The 20,301-nt window shown below is 35.6% G+C and carries 17 protein-coding genes; all 17 read right to left on the bottom strand.

From position 1 onward, the window contains the following. Positions 1–3: 3 nt before the first annotated feature. Positions 4–1,497 carry a PTS fructose transporter subunit IIC gene (locus EGT49_RS06755; protein ID WP_135372772.1) on the bottom strand — a complete coding sequence of 498 codons (1,494 nt, stop codon included), beginning with the start codon at positions 1,495–1,497 and terminating at the stop codon, positions 4–6. Positions 1,498–1,651: 154 nt separating this feature from the next. Beyond that, on the bottom strand, positions 1,652–2,644 hold the full coding sequence (locus EGT49_RS06750; protein WP_135372770.1) for a sugar kinase: 993 nt from the start codon (positions 2,642–2,644) through the stop codon (positions 1,652–1,654). A gap of 10 nt (positions 2,645–2,654) precedes the next feature. Then, positions 2,655–3,389 carry a 2-dehydro-3-deoxy-phosphogluconate aldolase gene (gene dagF, locus EGT49_RS06745; protein ID WP_135372768.1) on the bottom strand — a complete coding sequence of 245 codons (735 nt, stop codon included), beginning with the start codon at positions 3,387–3,389 and terminating at the stop codon, positions 2,655–2,657. Between the two features lies 1 nt (position 3,390). Further along, on the bottom strand, positions 3,391–4,488 hold the full coding sequence (locus EGT49_RS06740; RefSeq protein ID WP_135372766.1) for a DgaE family pyridoxal phosphate-dependent ammonia lyase: 1,098 nt from the start codon (positions 4,486–4,488) through the stop codon (positions 3,391–3,393). Position 4,489: 1 nt separating this feature from the next. Beyond that, complete coding sequence (locus tag EGT49_RS06735; protein ID WP_135372764.1) at positions 4,490–5,602, bottom strand: amidohydrolase/deacetylase family metallohydrolase; 1,113 nt, start codon at positions 5,600–5,602, stop codon at positions 4,490–4,492. A 5-nt stretch (positions 5,603–5,607) separates the two neighbouring features. After that, positions 5,608–6,693, bottom strand: a complete 1,086-nt coding sequence (locus EGT49_RS06730) for a DUF871 domain-containing protein (protein WP_135372762.1) — start codon at positions 6,691–6,693, stop codon at positions 5,608–5,610. Further along, the gene (locus tag EGT49_RS06725) at positions 6,690–6,956 is read right to left on the bottom strand and encodes a hypothetical protein (RefSeq protein ID WP_135372760.1); all 267 of its coding nucleotides are present in this window, start codon (positions 6,954–6,956) and stop codon (positions 6,690–6,692) included. Before EGT49_RS06725 ends, EGT49_RS06730 begins: the two co-directional genes overlap by 4 nt. 19 nt (positions 6,957–6,975) lie before the next feature. Next, the gene (locus tag EGT49_RS06720) at positions 6,976–8,265 is read right to left on the bottom strand and encodes a PTS sugar transporter subunit IIC (RefSeq protein ID WP_135372758.1); all 1,290 of its coding nucleotides are present in this window, start codon (positions 8,263–8,265) and stop codon (positions 6,976–6,978) included. A 75-nt stretch (positions 8,266–8,340) separates the two neighbouring features. Further along, positions 8,341–9,030 (bottom strand): GntR family transcriptional regulator, encoded by a 690-nt coding sequence (locus EGT49_RS06715; protein ID WP_135372756.1) that lies wholly within the window; start codon positions 9,028–9,030, stop codon positions 8,341–8,343. A gap of 61 nt (positions 9,031–9,091) precedes the next feature. After that, the gene (locus EGT49_RS06710; RefSeq protein WP_135372754.1) at positions 9,092–10,282 is read right to left on the bottom strand and encodes a GNAT family N-acetyltransferase; all 1,191 of its coding nucleotides are present in this window, start codon (positions 10,280–10,282) and stop codon (positions 9,092–9,094) included. A gap of 17 nt (positions 10,283–10,299) precedes the next feature. After that, a complete protein-coding gene (locus EGT49_RS06705) occupies positions 10,300–11,637 on the bottom strand; it encodes a PTS sugar transporter subunit IIC (protein WP_135372752.1) in 1,338 nt (445 codons plus the stop codon). Positions 11,638–12,054: 417 nt separating this feature from the next. Then, positions 12,055–12,750 (bottom strand): GntR family transcriptional regulator, encoded by a 696-nt coding sequence (locus EGT49_RS06700; protein ID WP_135372750.1) that lies wholly within the window; start codon positions 12,748–12,750, stop codon positions 12,055–12,057. Positions 12,751–12,946: 196 nt separating this feature from the next. Beyond that, positions 12,947–14,980 (bottom strand): beta-galactosidase, encoded by a 2,034-nt coding sequence (locus EGT49_RS06695; protein ID WP_135372748.1) that lies wholly within the window; start codon positions 14,978–14,980, stop codon positions 12,947–12,949. Between the two features lie 9 nt (positions 14,981–14,989). Next, positions 14,990–17,209, bottom strand: a complete 2,220-nt coding sequence (locus EGT49_RS06690; protein ID WP_135372792.1) for an alpha-galactosidase — start codon at positions 17,207–17,209, stop codon at positions 14,990–14,992. Between the two features lie 33 nt (positions 17,210–17,242). After that, positions 17,243–17,686: a DUF3284 domain-containing protein gene (locus tag EGT49_RS06685; RefSeq protein ID WP_135372746.1), complete on the bottom strand. Its 444-nt coding sequence runs from the start codon at positions 17,684–17,686 to the stop codon at positions 17,243–17,245. A gap of 9 nt (positions 17,687–17,695) precedes the next feature. After that, on the bottom strand, positions 17,696–19,006 hold the full coding sequence (locus tag EGT49_RS06680; protein ID WP_135372744.1) for a PTS sugar transporter subunit IIC: 1,311 nt from the start codon (positions 19,004–19,006) through the stop codon (positions 17,696–17,698). 129 nt (positions 19,007–19,135) lie between these two features. Continuing rightward, positions 19,136–20,179: a LacI family DNA-binding transcriptional regulator gene (locus tag EGT49_RS06675; RefSeq protein ID WP_135372742.1), complete on the bottom strand. Its 1,044-nt coding sequence runs from the start codon at positions 20,177–20,179 to the stop codon at positions 19,136–19,138. Positions 20,180–20,301: the final 122 nt, after the last annotated feature.

Genomic DNA, 20,301 nt, shown 5'->3' with positions numbered 1-20,301 from the left:
ACCTTATTCTTCTACGTTCTTAGCAGCTTCAATAACTGCATCACTTCTCGTTAAACCAATTATCAAAGCGGTAACCGCAATCCCGGCAGATACACAGAGAATCCATGTAATAAACGGAATTGGTTGTTCAATATATCCAATGAAAGTTCCTAATGGTGAACCAATTCCTCCATAGAACTTACATCCAGTTGCGGCAACTAACCCACCAGCAACGGCAGAACCTGCAACGTTAGCGATAATCATTCTAATTGGATCAGCAGCAACAAATGGAATGGCACCTTCAGTAACGCCAACTAATCCCATACCTAATGCAGCACTAGCAGCAGTCTTTTCATCTTTAGAGAACTTCTTCTTCCAAATAATTGTAGCTAACCAAACACCTAATGGAGCAACTGAAATGGCAGCTTGAGAAGCAGTTTGAGGAACGAAGTTAGCATGCATTGGTCCATATTTTGCCATCGTATCAGTAAATACAGCAGTACCGAAAATTAAAGCAGTTTTATTAACAGGACCACCTAAGTCAAATCCCATCATGGCACCAATAATAGCACCTAGAATAATAGGAGCACTGCTTGAATGACTATTTACCCAGTTTAGCCATGAGTAAAGAGCATCCATACCGGCAGCAATAGGTTGCCCGATTACATAAAAGACGACTAACGATATAAATAATGTCGCTATAACAGGAATAATCATAATTGGAACAATTGGTTGGAAAATCTTTGGCCACTTAATTTTCTTCAATAACTTAACAAAGTAACCTACGATAAATGCAACTAATAATGCGGCAATAAAACCACCACCAGCTTTAGCATGTAACAACTCTGCATCGTTGGCGATATAAGCTCCGATCATTGCAGGAGCCATAGCAGGTTTATCAGCAATTGACATTGCAACAAATCCGGCAAATAGCGGAATCATTAATTTAAATCCAACTTGACCTACTTGGAATAAGTTAGACATCAACATACCCATTGAAGTTTTGGTATCAAATCCCCATTTAACAATTCTTCCCAAATCATCTTTTTGGAAAGCGTATAAGTTCGCTATAGTTAAAATCAATCCGGCGGCAATAACCATTGGAATCATATATGAAATACCGCTCATAACATGAGTAAAGAAGGTTGTCTTTTCTTTATTATTACCAATTTGAATCTTACCAACTTTACTACCTTTTTTACCAAAAACAGTCGCTTCTTTTTCGGCCTTTTCAATTAAAGCTTTTCCATCATTAATTGCATCATTTGAACTAGCAATCAATAACTTCTTCCCCGTAAAGCGAATTGGATCTATCTTAATGTCAGCTGCGATAATCGCAAGATCAGCATTTTCGATATCTTCATCCGTTAACTTGTTTTCAGCACCCATGGCACCATCAGTTTCAACTTTAACTTCATAGCCCATTTCTTTGGCCGCTTTTTCAATTGCTTCAGCAGCCATATAAGTGTGTGCTATCCCTGCAGCACAAGCGGTGACGGCAACAATCTTTTTAGCCATTATTTTAATCTCCTTTGCGTTTTCTATACTTTGATAATACGTGATAGAGCTCACTAGGTAAACGGTTTCAAAGCCTTTAGAATCTATTTACCCGTTAAGAAAATAATGTGAAAAAATTTACAAAAAAATAGCACCCTCAAAAGGATGCTAAATTTTATCTAATTAAATCGTTGTTACCTTGGCTATCAATGTAATTAAAAACATCTTCTTCTGTAAAAATAGGAGAATCGTTCATCGAAGCTTGAGCTAATACTGAATTAGCGATAGCAAACTTCAAAGTATCTTCAAAATCCCATTTTTCAAATAAACCGGTCAATACACCACTGGCAAACGCATCACCACTACCAATACGATCTAAAATATTCAAATCTCTAGGAGCAGATTCGTAAATTTTCCCTGAATGATATATAAAACCCTCAAAGTACTTTTTATCATCTTTAAACAGTCGCTTGCTACCAGCAAAGAAACTAATTTGATAGTCCTTACAAAACTGCTGGAATAATTCTTGATCATCTGACTTAGGATAATCCAATAAATCAGTTAAATCACGACGGCTACCGAAAACAATATCCGTATATTGCAACATTTCTTGGTAACGTTTCTTCATTACCTCATGGCTATTTTCCTCATTTAAGCTCACACGGTAATTAAAATCAAAACAAACAACTTTATCATTTTCATGCGCTTGTTTAGCCAAAGCTAGAGCCGCTTCTCTGGTATTTTTCGTTAAACTCAAGGCAATTCCACAAATATGAACTACATCCACCCCAGCCAAAGCTTTCTCAAAATTATATCCATTCACATTGAATTCACAAAACGAACTAGATAATCTATCTTGATACGTTACCCGCTCTGGCCTTGGTCCATGTCCTAATTCTACGAAGAAGCTACCCATGCTCCTACCATCAAAAATCAGCTTTTTATCAGAGATACCCAGTTTTCGTAAATCCGAAGCAGCCATTTTCCCAATAGGGTTATTAGGCAAAACTGTCAATAAAGCCGTATCATAACCAAAATGAGATAAACTACTAAGCAAGTTAACACCAGTACCAACAGTACTTACCGTCAAATGATTATTTTGTTCAAGCATCATCTTGTCAGCAACTGTAAAGCGTAACATTGCTTCACCAAATGCTAAAATATTCATTTTCCTACCTCTAAAACTTTTTGATTATTTCATATAACTTAGCAACATCTTCTGGTTTAGTGTCACCTGTTTCTTTATCGATGATTGAACTGTATACATGTGGAATAACTCTCTTAACACCGGCATCTACAGCAATCTTGACAATTTCCTCAAAATTATCTAGCGTAATTCCACCAGTTGGTTCAAGATCAAAGTCATTTTCTGCACATGCTTTAGCAACAGCTTTATATTCTTCTTCATGAGCAAGACCTTTCATTGGGAAGAATTTAATAGATGAACCACCCATATCTTTAAGTAAAGCGATTGCTGTTTCAATTGGAACTTCTGTAGGTGTTGTTTGACTACTCAAAGGACCCGTAGCGATGTTTACAACCCCAACTTTGCCAGTTGGTGATACAAGTCCATTCACAATAGTTTCAGATTGTCCTAAAGCTTCTCTTGAAGCTCCTACACCTGTGAAAACTTGGTTAACGTGTTGTGGTTGAATCACTTTAGAAACTCGCACTACCATCGCACTTTGATTAGGATCACCTGCACCTAATCCGACAGAAACCGCATTGTCGATTTCTGTTTGATATTTTTTCATATCTTCAATTGCTGCTTCATCACTAGGATAATTTTTAGTTAAAACACCCAAAACAACGTGACCTTCTGCTGCTTCATAGCAATCTTTAGCATTTTGAACTGAATTAGCTAAAACGTTCAAACAAATACCATTCTCTAGATAATTTGGTAGTAATTTCATGTTAGTTTCCCCCAACGATTTCGTTTAGTCTCGAGACAATTTGTTCCATCTCATCCTCATTAACAGATCGAATATCAAATTCGATGATTCCTTCATTTACGCGGTATTCACGTGCATAAATGGCGATTTTACCATTACGTAACTGTTCACAAATCTCTTTAGCAGTGATATCACCGGTTGGTATAACTTCAGCACGATAAATTTCACGTCCTGCAGCATCTTGAATCATTTTTACTTTAAGATTGGAAATTGTACTTAATTTATCAATAAATGGTTTCAAACGAGCTTTCATAGCCTCACCAGTTTCTGGACCATCAGCCAAATACTTAGTGATTGCTGTAGTTAAACCAATAATATTTTCTTTTCCAATCTTCATTGCCCGGCCAATTCCTGCACCTTGCATTCGTGCCCATCTGATATATTGTTCTTTTCCAAAGATAACACCTGATGCTGGTCCCTCAATGGCTTTGGCACCACTATAAATTACAACATCAGCTCCCATCTTCAAATACTTGAATAAATCTTCTTCAGCAGCCGCATCTAACACTAATGGAAGATTATGCTTGTGAGCTACTTCTATTGCTTCAGGAATGGAGAGCATACTCTTTTGGACTGTATGATGGCTCTTAATATAAAGAATAGCTGCCGTTTCATCAGTGATTTGCATCTCAATATGTTCGGGTGAACACATATTGGCGTAACCCGCTGGAACCATTTTTGCTCCAGCCACACTCATCATCACTTCAACTGGAGTTCCATAGTCAACATCATGACCCATTGGCAAAATAACTTCTCGTTTAGAAATCTTATCAGTATAAGGATGGTAAACGTGATACTTGCTTCCTTGACCAATAATTCCCGCCAATGTTTCAGCAATACCCGCAGAAGCTGAATTGACTACTAAGGCATCTTCACTGCCTACTAAATTGGCTAAATACTTACCGGTTTGAACTAAAAGATCTGACATTTCAAAGAAATTTTGTGCTCCTAATTTTTGAGCAGCTACAACTTCATCTGAAACTTTAGAAACTCCTAGAATCGTCATTTTTCCGTCTGCATTAATAACACGTTTTAAATTATATTTCTCGTAAATATCCATTTTAGTCTCCTATAGAATAAGTTTTTCCACCAATAATACTGTACAAAGGTTTTACTAATGTTTCAGCTGTACGTTTGAAACCATTAGAATCTGTTAGTTCTTCTTTACCCTTTTCAACATTAAAGATTGTTACGTCTGCATCCATTCCTTGGGCTAACTTACCTTTAGAATTTAATTTATAATTTTTGGCTGGAGTAGTTGTAATCATAGGTAACACTTGATCTAATGTGTAACCTAAATGGAGAATCTTTTCAATACATGTGGCCATATTGTAAACTGGTCCATTTTCACGATTTGAATGATAAATATCTGTACTCAAACTTTGAGGGGCAATTTTATTCTTAGTAGCTGTTTCAGCTGTATGGAAGTTGTAACTGTCTGTCCCATGACCGATGTCGAAAATAATTCCTTTTTCAATTCCCTTAGTTACGAAATCTTTAATTGAACCATCAGGATTTAAAATTCCGTTAGCTTTCCCATTAAAACAATGTGTAAGAATATCGCCTTTTCCCATAATATCCATAATTTCTGATAACTCAGGAGGATTAGTTCCCACATGCACCATTAGTGGTAAGTCTTTGTTTAATTTCTTTTGAAATTCCTTAGCTACAACTAAAGGCTTTACACCGTTACCTACAACAACCGATTTACTGATTCTGGCTTTCATTCCAATAATAAAGTCTGGATAATCATCGATTGCTTTTTGGAATGGTTCAAATTGGAGACGTGACATATCTCCCAATTCATCTTGAGCTAAAATTCCTGTTTTAGAAATATTGATCATTGCAAAAACATTTGTTTTTTTATTTCTAGTAATTTTATAAAAGTCACCGATATTATCAGCACCTGTTGACCCGGCATCAATCACGGTTGTGACACCAGTCTTATAGCCATCTTCATCTGGGTCATCGTAATAAAGTGACAATTTTTCATAACAATGAGTATGATCATCGATCCACCCAGCACTGACGTAAGAATCTCCGTGAAGATCAATTACCTTATCAGCTTCAACGTTCAAGTTTGTACCTACGGCTTTGATCTTGTCATTTTCAATCAAAACCTCAATTGGTTCCTCTTTTTCATTTTTACCATTCTTTATATAAACCGTCGTCAAAAAAATCACTCCTCAAATTTAAACTTATCCCATGGGCCAACATAATCTAGAAGGAATCGTTCAGTTTCTTTTATCTCAGCTACTTTATTCTTACGGTCATCTATGTGATCTTGTAAAACCACTTGTAATTCATTTTTGTATTTACCGAAATTATCATTTCCAATCACAACGTCACCACGTTTAAATTCGTGAGTGCCACTGACTGGATTTTCATCGTTTTTATATTTTTTTCTGACTTCTGTTGAACGGATAACTAAGTCTGTAATGTCACCACGTCTAACATGTTGATTATTCAGTAAAATTTCTTTTTCAACATCATTAATATCTTTTGTTAAAGATACATTGAAAGTTAATTGGTAACGATTGATTGCTCCTAGTCTCCTCAGTTCATCTTCTGAAGCATAAGCATTCCCAATAATTACACAATCAATCAAGTTAGTAGCAAATAGATGCTTAGCCTGAACTTCTACAGGCAAGTCACGATGCATTTCTAGTGTTGGCAAGCCGTCATTAATATCCCAAGGACCAATCTTTCCTGATTGGGAAGTAATGAAGGCAGCTGTATCTATGCCTTGTTGCTTAAATCTCTTTGAAGCACTCTCAAAAAAGTTCAGTGGCAAACCTGTTCCACGTTGTGGATAGAAATTATGACAGCCTTGAATAAAAGGTTTGTTAGCCGAATAACTCAAAATATTATTTAAGTAAGCTACATCATTACTCATATTCAATTCAATGTTCATATTTTGAGGATTAAACGACAGCAAAGCTTCTTTTTGACCATCAAATCCTTGATCCAATCTAATAGAATCAGCGCCTAAATCATGGAAAAAACTTAAATCGTCATAGGAGATTCCTAATTGATCAAAAATATTTGGTGCAATATCTAAAGTTGTTGAAAAGCCTAATTCTTTAGCAAAATTGATTAATTCACTAAATTTAGCTGCAACCTTTTCTTTACCTTCAGAAACTTCTAGCATGCTCATAAAGATTCTTGAGAATCCATACTTACTTGCTAATTTCAAATAGTCTTTATCTTCATTCAAATTACTATGATCAGGATAAAGAGAAACTCCTAAAGTGCGTTTGGTCATATTTTTCTACCTCTTTCCATTTTAGAAAATCCGTTCATGTAATGATTTGAAATGATAACTGAGAAATAAATTGTTCCTAAAAGTAATAGAATTACAGCATCTTTAATGAAGAAACTAATTGCTGCCAATCCTAATAATGTGCCTAGGGAGAACATAATTAATTTTCCAGCTGTTAATTTTTTTAAAAACTTAGGATAGAGACCTTTTTGAACTGAAATTTCTGAACCTAAGAAGAAAACTAAAATTAGTAGAAAAATTATCATATAATCACCCTCAAATCACTTATTTATTATTATTTTCTTTTGCTAGTTGTTGCTTTTCAAAAACCTTGAAGAATGGATAGTAAATTGCTAAATCAATTATGAAGTTCACACAAGTTAAGATAAATGCTGGGATACTCCAGTTAGTACTCATCAAAGCACCAATTGGTCCTGGAACCGTAAATGGTAATCTCATCATCATCATTGGAACTACTCCAGTGATTGTCAAAATATAAGATAAAGTACCAGTAACAAGTGGTCCAACGATAAATGGAATACCTAAAATTGGATTCATAACGATTGGAGCACCGAAAACAACTGGTTCATTAATATTGAATAGTCCTGGTAGGAAGGAAAGCTTTCCTAAATCTTTTAAGTAAGCTGATTTGGAGAACAAGAACAAAGTTACTAATGCCAACGTACCACCGGCACCACCGATCCAAATGAACCATTGTAAGAATTGTTCTGTAAAGATTGTAGAAAGATGATTTGCACTAGTACCAGCTGCGAATTCACTCATATTTTGAGCGATGGACATTTCCCAGAAAGGTCTGATGATTGGATCCATGATAGCAGCACCGTGAATACCTAATGTCCAAAAACCAGTAATTAAGAAGATTGTTAGTAATCCACCGAACAAGCTGTTACCAACTAAGACACCCTTCAATGGCATCAAAATCATACTTAAAAATGTTGCAATGTTGAAACCTAAAACGTTACGAAGTAACCAGAAGAAAATCAAGATGAAAGCCGCTGGAATCAAAGCCACAAATGAATTGGAAACTTCTGGTGGAACTCCATCAGGCATTTTGATCGTAATATTCTTTTCTTTGAAGAACCTATAAATCTCAACGGTCAAGAGTCCAGTAACAATCGAAGCAAATAGTGATGAAGCACTCAAGTTAGCGATATTTATATATCTACCGGCATCAATGACGCCTTTAACATTTTCTAAAACGTGAATCGGTGTAGCGGTTGAAACTAAAAATGATAAAACTGCTAAAACACCATTAGTTAATTTATCAAGTTTATAACTTTCAGCTAGTGATGAAGCAATCCCAAAAGTTGCGTATAAAGCCAAAATACCAACTGTATATCTAAAAGGTATATCTAATATTTCTTTATAAGGGGCAAGAGCATTAGCAACGGAATCAATCGGAATATTATTGATCAATGTGAAAAATGAACCCACAATCGTCAATGGTAAGGTTGAAATAATTCCCTTTCTAATAGCCGTCATATGCCTTTGGTTTCCCATTTTATTGGCAAATGGTAAAATCTTTGCATTTAAAAACGTTACCAAGTTATCCATATTTCTAATCCCTTCTTTCTTTTCGATAAAATCATAACATTATAATGTTATGATGTAAACGGTTAAATAAAAATATTAAATTTCATATTCGATTTCATACGGCATTTTACTACTGTCATATATGGATTCTGTATATTCAATTAATTCACCTTTTTTGTCAAAGCCCCTACGAATTCGCTTTAAAGCCAAAGTATCTTTTTTATTTAAAAGTTGCTTTTCGGTTTCATCCAAATTAACAGCTGTAAATTCATCCTTAAAACTATTTATGTTTTTTCCATTATCTTTTAGAAATTTATATAGTGATTTATTCTGAAGTTCACTTTTTTGAATGTTAATCATTACATTAGGAATGTAATGATTAACAACGATAAAAGGTTTACCGTCTAAAAGATAAATACGCTTGATATATAGAATCGGCTCTACTAGGGTCTGATTTATCGGTGTGTCCTTCAAACCCATATATTTTATTTCCAGTACTTCTTTTGTCAGCTTCCCTTTATCGTTCACAATCGACGAATACGATTTAGCCTTTGAAAGTTTATTAAATAAGTCGTTACTAATTACTCTAGTTCCGATACCACTTTTTTTAGCAATATACCCCTCTGCAACTAGTTGATCGACTGCCTTTCGAACCGTAATTTTACTAACACCGTATTTTTCTTCCAAATCGTGTTCCGTCGGCATCAAGTTTCCCACTTCATAAAATCCGGATAAGATATTCCTTTTGATATCATCAGCTACCTTTTGATATAAAATTTGTGCCATGTTTACACCTCTCTAGTTAAAAAAACCGAAAAAAGCTTTGATAACCTTTTTCGGAAATTTTTTAAAAATAGTCCCAAAGCATGGGAACTAAATTATTTTTACTTAATTTACTTAAATGATTAATTGCATTCTCATTCAAATCCCAATCAAAAATTTCTGATGATTTTTTGTAGCCAAACAAAATTTGTGTTAGACGTTGAATAGAAATCACGCAATCATAATTGGTCTTAGAACTTTGATTAATTGAAATGGTTCCATTCTTTATTTCAATTTCCCAAACTTTATCATTTTTCTCAATAAACTGATCAACAACTTTTATTGAAAATTGATCATTGATATCTTTTGATACATGATAATTACTCAAAAATCTTTGCAGATTGATTATTCTAGCCATCATATACGGCTTAATAGAAACGGTTAGAGTCTTCTTCTCATGAGGATCTGGAAAAATATCCATTTTTGGTTGTGGATTACCTGAAACGTAATCGAAAAATTTATATGCCGTTCGATATTGCCCAATAAAGGAAAGTAGTTTAAAAAGTGCTGGATTTGAATCGTAAAATAACTCGTTGACTAAAAAGTTAGTATTTTTATTCCTAGTAAAAATCACATACCCACAGATACGTTCATTCTTGAAGCAAATAGCTATTTCCCAAGCGTGTTTCAAGACTAGGTATTCACTCCACCAATTATTTCTCAAAATCCCTCCATTTTGACTAAAGGGATGGGCGTTATGAAAAGATTTTATATACTGCAGTCCTTCACTCAATGGATACCTTTTTATTCTTAGTTCAGGACTTACTATGTGTTCTGGCATTTTGAACTTTGGTAAGTCAATGTTTTGAACATGATAAGAGGTTCGATCAAAGACCTCTTCATAGCCAAAACGACGATAAAAAGGAAATGAGAAAGGTGCCAAATAAGAGACATCAAACCCTTCATCGTCCATATCTTCAAACATTTTTCCCATTAATTTTGTTATATGACCTTTTCCTGAACTTTCAGGCAGACTACTAACATAACTAATTCCACAGGTTTTGAATTTATCAATTCCTAGTTGTGACGAAAAGGGAATACTCAAGAATCCACTTTGAATGTGGTCTTGATCAAATGCTCCATAGGCATAACTATTTTCGAATAACTTTTGAAAAAACTTTTGTCTTTGAACTGTATCTGTACGATTAAAAGCATATAGAGTTAAATTATAAAAATCTGATTCTTCAGCAGACTTAACTATCCGATAAACTGACATATTTTCATCCTCGAAGTTTAGTTTTCTACACCAACAACACCATCATTTTCTTGTTTTTGAGCTTCTTCTTCTAATTCTTTAGCTTCATTAGCCAATTGTTGCTTTTCAAAAATTTTGAAGAATGGATAGTAAATTACTAGTGCAATTAAAATATTAACCACGTTTAAAATAGCAGCTGGAATACTCCAGTTTGTACTCAACAAAGCTCCTAATGGGCCAAATAAAGTAAATGGAAGTTTGGCCATCATCATTGGAACTAAGCCAGTTGCTGTAGCAATATATGAAACAATCGTTAAGACCATTGGTGCAACAATAAATGGAATTATTAAAATTGGATTCATAACGATTGGTGTTCCAAATACTAATGGTTCAGAAATATTGAAAACACCAGGAACAATAGTTAATCCACCCATTTGTTTAACAAATTTTGAACGGGAAGTTAAGAACAAAATTGCTAAAGCAATCGTAGTACCTGAACCTCCGACTTGAACAAACCATTGGAAAAATTGTTCCGTAAATAGGTTTGGCAAATTATGTGCGTTACCAGTTTTGGCGAATACATCCATATTTTCCAAAATAGCAGCATCCCACATTGGTCTCAAAATTGGTCCTAAAACGTTTTCACCATGAATACCAAATGACCAAAATAGTTGAATCAAGAAAATGGTAATCAAACCACCAATTAAACTGTTACCTACTAGTAAACTTTTCAGTGGTAGAACTAGTGCAGTAATAGCACTGTTAATGTCGAATTTTAATCCATAACGTAATCCCCAGAACAAAACCATGATTACAAAAGCCGGAATTAAGGCTTCAAATGATTTCAAAACAGCAGGTGGTACAGAATCAGGCAACTTTATCGTAATTTTATGTTGAATAAAGAATCGATAAATTTCAACCGAAATCAAAGCAGCAACAATAGCGCCAAATAAACTAGTAGAACTAATATCTCCAATCGACATATATCTACCGGCAGACATTCCACCAACATCTTTTGTCAATTGAATTGGATTAACGACACTAATCAAATAACCTAGTGTTCCTAATAATCCAGCACTTAACGGATCCACCTTATAAGAAGATCCGAGATAATGAGCAACCGCAAATGCCGCATAAAGTCCCATTACCCCAATAGTAAATCGAAACGGAATATCCAAGGCCGGACGAATTGGTGCGATAAGTTCGTCATAACCACTAATTGGAATATTTAGAAAAATTGCAAAAATAGAACCGACAATCGTTAATGGCATAATCGAAATTAATCCATTACGAATAGCTAATAAATGACGTTGACTACCAATTTTATTGGCAACTGGCATAAAATGCTTTTCCAAAAAAGTCAGAACTGTATTCACGTCAAATACCCCCTCAATTTTTTATATTTAATCCGGTTTCATCATAACATTATAATATTATGATGTAAACGTTTCCTTTTATCATTTTTTAGTGTATGCTTTGCATATAATATTAAACTCGTTGGGGGTTATGGCCATGATTATTCTCATTTTTGCCTATTTCGTACTCTGTGTCTTATTGGTAGAAAAGCACATTCTACCTAATTGGATTTATAAATTGTCAACTTTCAAAACAATCGTATTTTCGTTTATTAGTATATTAATTATAACTTTATTAACTTCTCAATTGTGGATTAGAAATTTTATTATCCCAGCTGTGACCATTCTGGGAGCTTTATTGATTATGTATAAATTTAGAAAGGTAAGTTTTTTCCATGAAATAAAAAAATAAGGTTCCCTTTCCTTGGGAATCTCATTTTAAACTTCATATTCAATTTCATATGGTAACTGTTCACTATCATAAGTTGAAATAGTATATTCAATTAAATCACCATTAGTATTAAATCCTCTTCTGATACGTTGTAATGCTAATGTATCTTCTTTTTGAAGAATTTCTTTCTCGTCATTATCCAAATTTACTGCACTGAATGAGTCCTTAAAACTATATGGTTCTTGACCGTTGTCCTTCATGAATTTATAAAGTGACTGATATTCCAGTTTTGTCGCATCCTCATCAATACTAATGTTAGGCAAATAATGTTTTACAATAATAAACGGCTTATTATCAAATGAATACAATCTTCTGATAAAGGTTATATTTCTATTTTTAAAAACATTTTTAAGTGGGGTATCATTGGAATTCAAATTTTTAACTTCCAAAACTTTCCTTGTTAAATCTCCTTGCTCGTTAACTATTGAAGAATATGATCGGGCTTTAGATAATTTGTTAAATAGATTATTACTAATAACTCGCGTTCCAATTCCACTTTTTTTCTTCAAATATCCTTCGGCCACTAATAATTCCACAGCTTTACGAACGGTGATCTTACTAACTTCATAGGTTTGTTCTAATTCATTTTCAGTTGGTATTAATGTTCCGACTTCATAAGTACCTGATAAAATATTTTTCTTAATATCATCAGCAACTTTCTGATATAAAATTTGTGCCACCATAATTGCTATCTCCATTTATTCGATATATTCATATAACATTATATTATTATTAATTTTATCAGACCTACAAATTTATTAAAGTGAATCTGAAGTATTAACATGGTAAAACATATTTTACTAAATTGATATATTGGATAAAAGATAAAAACTTACTATAAAAATGGATGCCCCCCAAAAAAGGAGTCATCCATTTTTACTATTCATTCAACTTTAAAACCAAACAACCATACTTCTCCAAATGAATCTCTGTCCCAACAGTCGATCCATCTTCAACATTAGTACTTTCACATCTTGTATGAATGACTTGTTGATCCTCAGAAAAATTCATCAGGAAATAATATCTAACACCATTTTTAATTCTGACTTGGCAAGAAACTTCATACTTCGAATCTAATACAAAATCATTTGCTAGCTGCAACTTGTCAATTATTGGACGATAAAATTCTTTCAAGAAATCCCGTCCTAATCTAGTTGCTAAATAGTAAGTAGTTCCTTGGCCAAACTCATTTTTGACTACTGCTGGGGTATCTTGATAAAAATCATCCTGATATTTACCTAATACCTTGGCGGTAGTGGTATCAATTATTTGGTTATAATCTTTAGTTACATAACTTTTATCTCCAAATTCAACATGATTATGTTGTTTGGGATAGAGGGTATCAATTTCTTTAGTGTTAATTCCAAATAGTTCACGTAATTTAGTTGGTAGACCGTTCAAGATAACTCGATCGTATTCATCAGCCATACCTGTAAAGTAACTACCCACTAACGTACCACCAGCTTTAACAAATTTTTCCAGCTTTGTAACGGTGGCATCGCGGTACATATACATGATTGGTGCAATAATCAAATCATATTTTGTGAAATCGTCCTCACCATTGATAATTTCACAAGCAATATCTTGACCCCAGAAAATCGAATAGTGCTTTTGTAAAGTCTGGATTCCTAAACGAGTTGGTCGACCAAAGGCTCCACCACGGTTGAAAGCCCAATTGCTCTCCCAATCATAGTAAATTCCGACTTTTGGCTTTTTAATTGCACCTTTGATTTCTGCGATATTTTCAAGTTTCGAACCATATTGAGCTACTTCTTGGTAAACTCGATTCTCGCTAGAACCATCATGTCCAATCACGCCACCATGAAACTTCTCCGAATTACCTTGTGCCTGGCGGATTTGAAAATAGAGCGTACTGTCCGAACCATGGGCAATCTGTTGCAGACTGCTCAAAATATTCATACCCGGACGCTTCGATTTGTTGTACTGTTGCGAATTAATACAACTTGGTGTCGATTCCATAATCAAAAACGGTTTATGCTTCAAAGAATAGAAACAATCATGCGTATAAGCGGATTTCATAGCCGTTTCAGCCAGCGTTTCGTAATCGTTATGCCAAGCCGGATAACTGTCCCAACTGACAACATCGACATGTTTGGCAAACTGACTATAGTCAAGGCCAGTGATGGGATAGTAATCACCCTTGTCGAGTCCTTCGGCCATGAAATTAGTCGTGATGGGAATATCAGGTGTGATCTCTCGAAGTGGTTTAGCTTCAGACTCATAAAAATCAATCGTCATAGCGGTCACAAAACGTTTCCAATCCAAATCCATTCCGTGTACTTTAGTTTCCCCTAAAGGATTAGGTGGTAACACCTGACTCCAATCGCTATACATTCCACTCCAAACTCTTAAATACCAAGCCTTATTCAAATTATCTAAAGTCTGATACTTATTTTGTAGCCATTTACGCCAGTTTTCTTGGCACAGGTCACAGAAACACTGACCACCAAATTCATTTGAAACATGCCACATCAAAAGAGCTGGATGCTTACCGTAACGCTTAGCTAATATGGTATTGATTTTTTGAGTTTCTTGTCGGTAAATCGGTGATGAATAACAGTGATTCTGTCTGAATCCATGCGTATGACGACGACCGTATTCATCCACTTGATTGACTTCAGAATATTTTTGACTCATCCACTGGGGACGGCCGCCACTTGGAGTTGCCAAGATAACGTGACCACCCATTTGATAAATATCATCAAAAATTTTATCCAACCATTCAAAGTGATACTCACCTTCGCGTGGTTCAATTGAAGCCCAGGAGAAAGTTCCTAGCGTTACGGTATTGATCTTAGCTTTTTTCATCAATTCCAAATCTTGTTTGAGAATCTCTGGCTGATCCAACCACTGTTCAGGATTGTAGTCGCCACCGTACAAAAATTTATCCATGACTTCCTCCTAACTCTTCAAATGAAACATGAAAGATTGATAGTCGCCACTAACTTGAGCGGTTTCTAAATTAGCGCCGTTGAATTCGAACGGCTCTAACAAACCGATATTCTTCAAAACTCGTCCACTGATCCGTTCATTGCCAACTGCATAATGCTTATCTTCACTCAAAAATGGTACTTTCAAATGTTTGATTACTGAAGAATTTGGACGGGCTAATTTGCGGTAAAAGCCAATAAAGCTTTCACTTTGATCATCATTAACTACGCCAAAACTAACTTCATTGGCATCTGGATCAACGGTCAAGAGTTGTTGAAAATGTCCATGCAACAATAATTGGCGATTTTGTTTATAAAATTTGACATTTTCCTTGATAGCTTTTTTCTCACCATCGTCGAGTTTAGTCAAATCTAGTTCATAACCTAATGGTCCAAAATCACTGACTGTCTGACGAATTGCTAGCGGTGTAATGCGTTTTACTTGATCATTTGGAACAGCAGAAACGTGATTACTAAACGTTGACAATGGATAGGCTAAAGCAGTTCCGGTCAAAATATCGAGCTTTTCAATCGCGTCACTGTCGTCACTTGGCCAAATTTGGGGACTGTAGAAGAGAATTCCTAAGTCAAATCTACCGCCACCACCGGAGCAGCCTTCAATTAAAATATTAGGGAAATCTGATAAGATCTTTTGATAGAGTGCATACACACCCAAGATATATCGGTGGAAGAATTCGCCTTGAGGACGGCCCATTTTCTTCAAATATGGTGAATAAGCTTCAGTAATATTACGATTCATATCCCACTTGATGTAATCCAATTTAGTAGCCGCAATTGTAGGTTTCATTTGCTTATAAACTGCATCAACTACTTCTGGATTAGCAAAGTCTAGGACATACTGACCACGGCCAATTCCTACACGTTTGTATGGGTGACGGACGACCCAATCTGGATGTTCTTGGTACATTTGTGTGTCCGGTGAGACCATTTCAGGTTCAAACCAAAGGCCAAATTCCAAGCCCATCTGGTGAATTTTTTCAGCGAAAGGCTGCATCCCGTCAGGGAATTTCGACTTATCAACCGCCCAATTTCCTAATGAAGAGCGGTCATCATCACGGTGGCCAAACCAACCATCATCAAGCACAAAACACTCCATTCCTAAATCTTTACCAGCTTCAGCTAATGACAATAACTTGTCCTCATTGAAGTCAAAGTAGGTAGCTTCCCAGTTGTTGAAAACAATTGGACGTTTTTCCTTTTTCCACTTGCGGTCAATTACATGATTTTCGGCGAAACCATGCGTTTCAGTCATCAAGCCATTGAAACCTTCTCCACTGTAGAACAGTACCGCTTCAGGAGTTTGAAATGATTGTTCTGGATCGAGTTGCCATTCAAAGTACTTAGGATTGATACCGATCGATAATCTAGCTTTATCCCACTCGTTAACTTCAACCTGACTGAGAAAATTGCCAGAATAGATTAAATTGGCAGCATAGATATCACCCGAATTCGTGTCTGCGTGATTGCTAACTAAAGCGACAAACGGATTCTGTTGATGGCTAGAGGCTCCTTTGAGTGATTCCACTGACGTAACGCCTTGCTCAATATGGCGACGCTTGATATGACGTTCTTTCAGCCATGCTCCTGACAAACTCAAAAAGTCATAGTCAGCTGTTGGTAACGTTATAACGCCACTCATCATATTTTTGATAGCAACTTTTTCGGTACCTAAATTGATTAATTTTTGACTACGAACGATGGCTCCATTGTCCGCAAAAATCGTATAGTATTCCAACAGTCTTAATTGATGTTCAGTATCTTCTAGTGTAATTACTAAAGTTTCGGAATCTTTTTGTGCATAACTAGTAGGAAAACTTAAATCACGTTTTTTAGTATTCTCGATAGTATAACTTTGATAATGAAAGTCTAAATACCAAGGTTCATCTGCTTTATAGACGTCGATAGCACCGATTCGATAATCAGATGATCCATAGACTGGATATTCTGACTCGTGATCAGCCAGAGTAAAATTCTTAATTTCCGGTGAATATTTAACTGTTCCTGCTGATTTACTGTTGTGTTGCAACAAGTAATTCAAATCATCTTCTTCTATGTCACCTAGGTTTTTTCCATAGTAGAGATGTCCTAATTGTTTGTTCTCCATAACGTAAAATAGATAACTAACTTTGTCATTGTGCAAATGAAAAATATTTCCTGTTACATCGATCATGTGATATACGTTCCCTTCTACTCTCATGCCCCTTTAGTTAATTGCTAAATCGTCTAAATACTGCATTCTCTTCTTAACTCCACGGTTATAGAAGAATTTATAGAACATTTCTATTAACATAAAATTCGTTTGATTTCGTGCATTATTGAAAGTATTTTTTTCTGAATAGACCAAATATTTTTTACCACGCTTATTAGTTTCAAACTTATACGTTTGCAAAATTGAGCCGTCTGGTTGTTCTGTTTCAAATTGAAAGAGCTTATTTTGCTCAATGTCTTTGACGGTCATTGTATTTGTAGTAGCGAGTTTTTTCACTTTAGTCGTTAATTGAGCTTTGATACTAGTACCCTTTTCTAAGTGTCTAATTCTGGGATCCATACGTTGAAAATACTTCAACTGTTCATCAATTAGTGTTTTGTATAGATCCGCTTGATCAGCATTATATGAATATTTAAATTTCAACGTATCGACTCTCATAATATCCTCCTAGTCAGTAGCGCCAGCTTCTTCTTGTTTAGCTGTCTCACGTTCTTCTTTCAAGAACTCGTTATCCATTGTCTTCAAGAATGGAATCCAAATTAATGTCATAACGACAACGTCAACGATTTGTAGAATAGCACCAGCAATTGATCCGGTTCCTAGCCAACCGGCTAAGAAGATAGGCGTCGTCCAGACAACTGTCGCACCAATTGGCCGTGGTACTAATCCAGCAGCAATTGCAAAGTAAGAAATTGTTGTTGAAGCAAGTGGAGCTAAAATCCATGGAACTAACAAAACAGGGTTCAAAACAATAGGTAATCCATAAGTCATAGGTTCAGAAACGTTAAAGATAGCTGGAGCAAAAACGGTTCTCATAGTAGTCTTCATACGAACTGACTTAGCTAAGAAGAAAGCAAAGACAATCGCACAACCTAATTGCATACCTTGGTTAACGAAAACACCCATGAATGTTGTGTTAATAATATGTGGTAATTGAGCAGCACCGGCTTTATAGGCGTTGTAGTTTTCAATAGCTAAAGCACCCATGATAGGGTCGATGATTGAGTTAACAAGCAATGTACCATGAACACCAAACCACCAGAATAGTTGTGTAAAGAAGACGGCAACTAGAACGGCTGGAAGTGTACCACCTAATCCCATAAGTGGTTGTTGTAAAATTTCGTAAACAAAGTCAACGGCATTACCCCATGAAGTAAAGGTAAAGATGTATCTAATAATATTGAAAAGAAGCAATGGAGCAGCACCAGGAATGATAGCAACGAATGATTCAGCAATCATTGGAGGAACTGAGGCAGGCATCTTAATAGTGATATGTGCTGCACTGATAGCACAGTAGATCTTTGTGGCAACAATAGCTGTAATAATACCAACGAACATACCTTGGGCACCAAGGTCATTAATAGCAATAAATGAACCTAATTTCTTATCGGCACCGATAGGTAGTAACATCAAGAAACTTGATAGTGAAATTGCACCGGCGAAAATCTTTTGTTGACCTTCATGTCCGGCTAGTTGATATCCAATACCAAAAACGATAAATAGAGCTGAGACTGACATTGTAGCGTTACCAACGGGTCCAAAGAAATTCATTAGAAAATCGTTAAACCATTGTGGCAAGAACTTGTCGAAACCAAATGTAGTTGGTAAATTTTGTAAAATAACCATGATTGATCCAAACATTGTTGCCGGGAAGGCTAACATGAATCCATCACGTAAACTTAGAAGATATTTATTAGCTCCGATTAACTCGGAAATCGGACCCATCTTCTTCTGGAATGCATCTAAAAAGTTTTTCATTCTTACTGATTCCCCTCTTTAATGTTATGTAAACGTTTACAAGAATTACTATAACTGTTTAGTTAACGTTTACACAAGTCCAAATAAAAAATACTTGAAATTTTTTATAAATCTCAAATATCTTCAAAATCATTTTTTGTTTTTTGTTAAATCTAAAACTGAATCTCTAATTTTCAAGTCACTCGCACAAACAATTTGAATTGGCATCTTACGATCACCAATCATTTTCTCACGGGCCACTTTTACGGCAATCCGTCCCATCTCTTCTGAATCCATTTTGATACTAGAAAGGGTTGGTGTGAGATAGCGATTCATCTCAACATCATCAAAACTGACAACTGAAATATCATCCGGAATCTTCAAACCGGCATTATTAATAGCTTTGTAGACTCCCATTGCCATTGGATCGCTGGCCACAACGATTGCCGTTGGCAAATTTTTTTCTTGTAACAGCTCACTAGTCATCTTCAAAGCATCTTCTGCTTCCCATTGACCAACATTAGTATTGATGTTCTCATGTAATCCATGCAGATTCATCCACCGTTCATAAGCCACTGCCCGTACCTCATGCCGACTATTGATTCGGCTGCCATCCGCGTCAACAATACTGCTACGACCACCAACAAAAGCAATCTTTCGATGGCCATATTGATACAGCAGATCCAAAACTTTAAATGTTTTATCAGTAAAATCAGTTTGAATTCGATCGAATTTTTCGTCACTGATATAATTATCAACTAAAACTAAATTTTTATTGCGCGCCATTACCATATCCATGGCCTTTTCTGTCATTTGACCAACCATAATGATGGCACCGTATCTGGACAACTGATCCCAATCTTTATCCGTATCACGCATCCCAAAGACTTTGCTAACTTGCAGCCTCCATTGAGCAGCCTCTTCTTCAATTCCCCGATGAATGGCTAAGAAATAAGGATCTTTGAGCTCAGTTTCACTATTATGACGCAAAATTAAACCAATCGACATGTCTGAACTAGCCCGACGTGGACTCTTTAAATTCTTCTCTTTTGAATAGTGCAGGCGATTAGCAATGTCAATTACTCGTTTACGAGTGTTTTCATTGATACTAAAAGTCTCATCATTGTTTAAAATTCTGGAAACACTAGCCGCTGACACTCCCGCCATTTTAGCGATATCTCTTATACTTGCCATTTGTTTACCTCAATTGTTTTGGTTGTTTACATATGTTTACTATATCCCTGTGGGCGGTTGTTTGCAAAGGTCTAGACAACAAAAAATCGCCATCTTTTCCAAAACAGCGATTTTTCAAATAA

This window comes from Companilactobacillus suantsaicola (assembly GCF_004745525.1).
Taxonomy (GTDB): domain Bacteria; phylum Bacillota; class Bacilli; order Lactobacillales; family Lactobacillaceae; genus Companilactobacillus; species Companilactobacillus suantsaicola.
This window is presented reverse-complemented; position numbering and strand designations above follow the sequence as displayed.